Annotated in this window: 2 protein-coding genes; both read right to left on the reverse strand. The window is 37.4% G+C overall.

All coding sequences use genetic code 11. From position 1 onward, the window contains the following. Positions 1 to 276: 276 nt before the first annotated feature. Positions 277 to 1,740 carry an aminoacyl-histidine dipeptidase gene (locus CXF67_RS09135; protein WP_102088478.1) on the reverse strand — a complete coding sequence of 488 codons (1,464 nt, stop codon included), beginning with the start codon at positions 1,738 to 1,740 and terminating at the stop codon, positions 277 to 279. A gap of 551 nt (positions 1,741 to 2,291) precedes the next feature. Next, on the reverse strand, positions 2,292 to 2,690 hold a 399-nt coding region (locus CXF67_RS09140), incomplete at its 5' end, for a DoxX family membrane protein (RefSeq protein WP_102088479.1).

Genomic DNA, 2,690 nt, shown 5'->3' on the forward strand with positions numbered 1-2,690 from the left:
GAGATCCTAGAAGGAACCTTTTTGTCATTCCGACAGAGAAGCTATTTGCTTCGACGAGGAATCTTTTTCATTTCAACAACGAGTCTCTTTGTTTTCGATTGGCAAAGATTCTTCAGTTGCAAAATGCTCCTTCAGAATGACAGAGTGTTGTCATTCCGACAGAGAAGTTTCTTTCTTCGACGAGGAATCTTTTTCATTTCAACCAGGAATTTTTATGCTTAAGACAGGTAAATATTCATCAGTTGCAAAATGCTCCTTCTGAATGACAACACTACATTATCCTTTCTTCGGGATTTGTTTTAGAACTTCTTGAATCAGTTTCCAAAACTTTTGCGTACTAGATATGCTTGCGCGTTCGTCTGGAGAATGGGCACCACGAATAGTTGGGCCAAATGAAATCATATCCATCTTAGGATAGTGGCTTCCCAAAATTCCACATTCCAAACCAGCGTGACAAGCCGCAACATTTGCTTTTTCATGGTTTAGGTCTATATAAATGCGATCAACAATTTTGAGGATGTCTGAGTCGGGGTTTGGCGTCCAACCTGGATAATCTCCAGAAAGTTCGACCTGAAATCCTGCAAGGTCAAAGGCAGAAGAGAGCGAATTAACTAGATCATCTTTGGAAGAATCGACAGAAGAACGCGTTAGGCATAAGACTTGTATCTTACCATCGGCGACAGAAATTCTAGCGATATTGTTGGAGGTTTCTACCAGACCATCGATGTCTGGACTCATTCTATACACTCCATTATGGGCAGCATAGATTGATTTTAGAAAAGCATCTTGTACATCGCTACTCATAATTTTTTTAGGCAGTTCAGTTTCCTCTAAGTGAAACGCCATCTGTGGCTCTAGGGTCTTATATTCTTCTTGGACCGTTTTAAATAAACTCTCCAAGGTGTTTTCGAATTCTTTTTTATGGCTTTTATTTATGATGAGTGTCGAATGACTTTCCCTAGGAATTGCATTACGAAGACCACCGCCTTCTATACTTGCCACACGAGAACTAACAGTAATGTAGGCCGTATAAAGAATACGATTCATCAGCACATTTGCATTTGCAAGTCCTTTGATGATATCCATACCGGAGTGCCCACCTTGTAGACCATCAATAGTGATAGAGTAGGCGATAGCCTCTTCTGGGATAGACTCTTCGATGTAAAATCGCGTGGCGGTAAGATCTACACCTCCAGCACATCCAATTCCAATTTCATCATCTTCTTCGGTGTCTAGATTGAGAAGAATTTCACCCTTAAGAATAGAATCGTCAAGTTCTTTAGCGCCGGTCATACCAGTTTCTTCATCTATAGTAAATAAAGCTTCTAGCGCAGGATGTGGAACATCTTGACTTTCCAAAATCGCCATAATGGTGGCTACTCCAAGGCCGTTATCTGCACCTAGTGTGGTTCCATCAGCTTTTACCCAATCACCATCTACATGCATACGGATACCTTCGGTAGAAAAATCGAAGGTAGTTGCATTATTTTTTTGATGTACCATATCTAAATGCGATTGTAAAACGGTTGTTTTACGATCTTCCATTCCTTTGGTTGCTGATTTTTTGATGATCACATTACCAATTTTGTCGGTTTGTGTATCGAGTCCGAGTCGTTTGCCAAAGTCAAGCACAAATTGAATCACTCGCTCTTCTTTGTTAGATGCTCTCGGAACAGCATTCAGTTCTGAAAAATTTTTCCAAATAGCTTTGGGCTCCAAGTCTTTTATAGATGTACTCATACTTAAATTTTAATTTGTTTCAAAGTTAAGAAGCTTGATTCAATACGGATGGTAAGGAAGTAATAAATTTGCATCAAGGATTAAGGCCTTTTTTAATTTTAATCTTAGTAGATCAGCCATTCTGTTAGCTTAATTTTGTATTGTAGGTTATTTTACTCTTTTTATCTGTTATTCAATAATTTTAAGTCTGCACCTGTTCTCATATTTCAGCTTGCCGTAGCTATTGAGATATCTTTAAAAACAATACTATACTCTTTTCTTGTGATTGTTTTTTTATTTGAGCTTATAAAATCTTCAAGACTACCGTTAGAAGTGAGGTTTTTTTGATTTTTGTCCACTAACTGATTTATAGAAAGATCAATGACGTGGAGCATATATAAAGTCAATAATCGGATTAGAATTCACTGCTTAATCATTTTTGGTAAGCGCGAAATACTGTTTTTGGTTTTTACTAATGAGGGTTTTAAAGGATGAATATTTAGAAAAAGGATACCTCTCCGTTAAGATCCGTTGGTCTCATCGTTGGTCTCGGGTTAATTAAGCCTAAACTGTTATTTGTATTTTATATCCTGTTTTTTTTGTCTGTTAATTTCACCACCAAGAACCAAGGCAGCTGAAATAATTATTAGATTTTTAATGATGTATTGCCCTTCTAAAGTAGGAAGCAAAATATTATTTGATTGAAAAGTTACTAAAGGAAGAAAAACTAAAGGCATAAAGGTTCCTACCATCTGGGTCAGTAAAAGGATAATTGCTAATCTTGTTGTTTTTTTAAAGAGAAAGCAAATCCCAATAATCACTTCCCACCAGCCAATAATTATTAACCAGTTTTCAGGGGAGCCAAAGGGAAGCCATGCTACGGTTGCCTTTAACAAACCTTCCGCGGGCGAAAGATGTAGTGGTTTTAATAGTCCAAACCAAATAAAAATGACACCAAATGATAGTCGAAT

The organism is Psychroflexus sp. MES1-P1E, from assembly GCF_002836055.1.
In the GTDB taxonomy this organism is placed as follows: Bacteria; Bacteroidota; Bacteroidia; order Flavobacteriales; family Flavobacteriaceae; genus Psychroflexus.

Bases quoted from the DNA above. Each gene is read 5' to 3' on its own strand.
- CXF67_RS09135 (WP_102088478.1), bottom strand. From the start codon at position 1,740: ATGAGTACATCTATAAAAGACTTGGAGCCCAAAGCTATTTGGAAAAAT.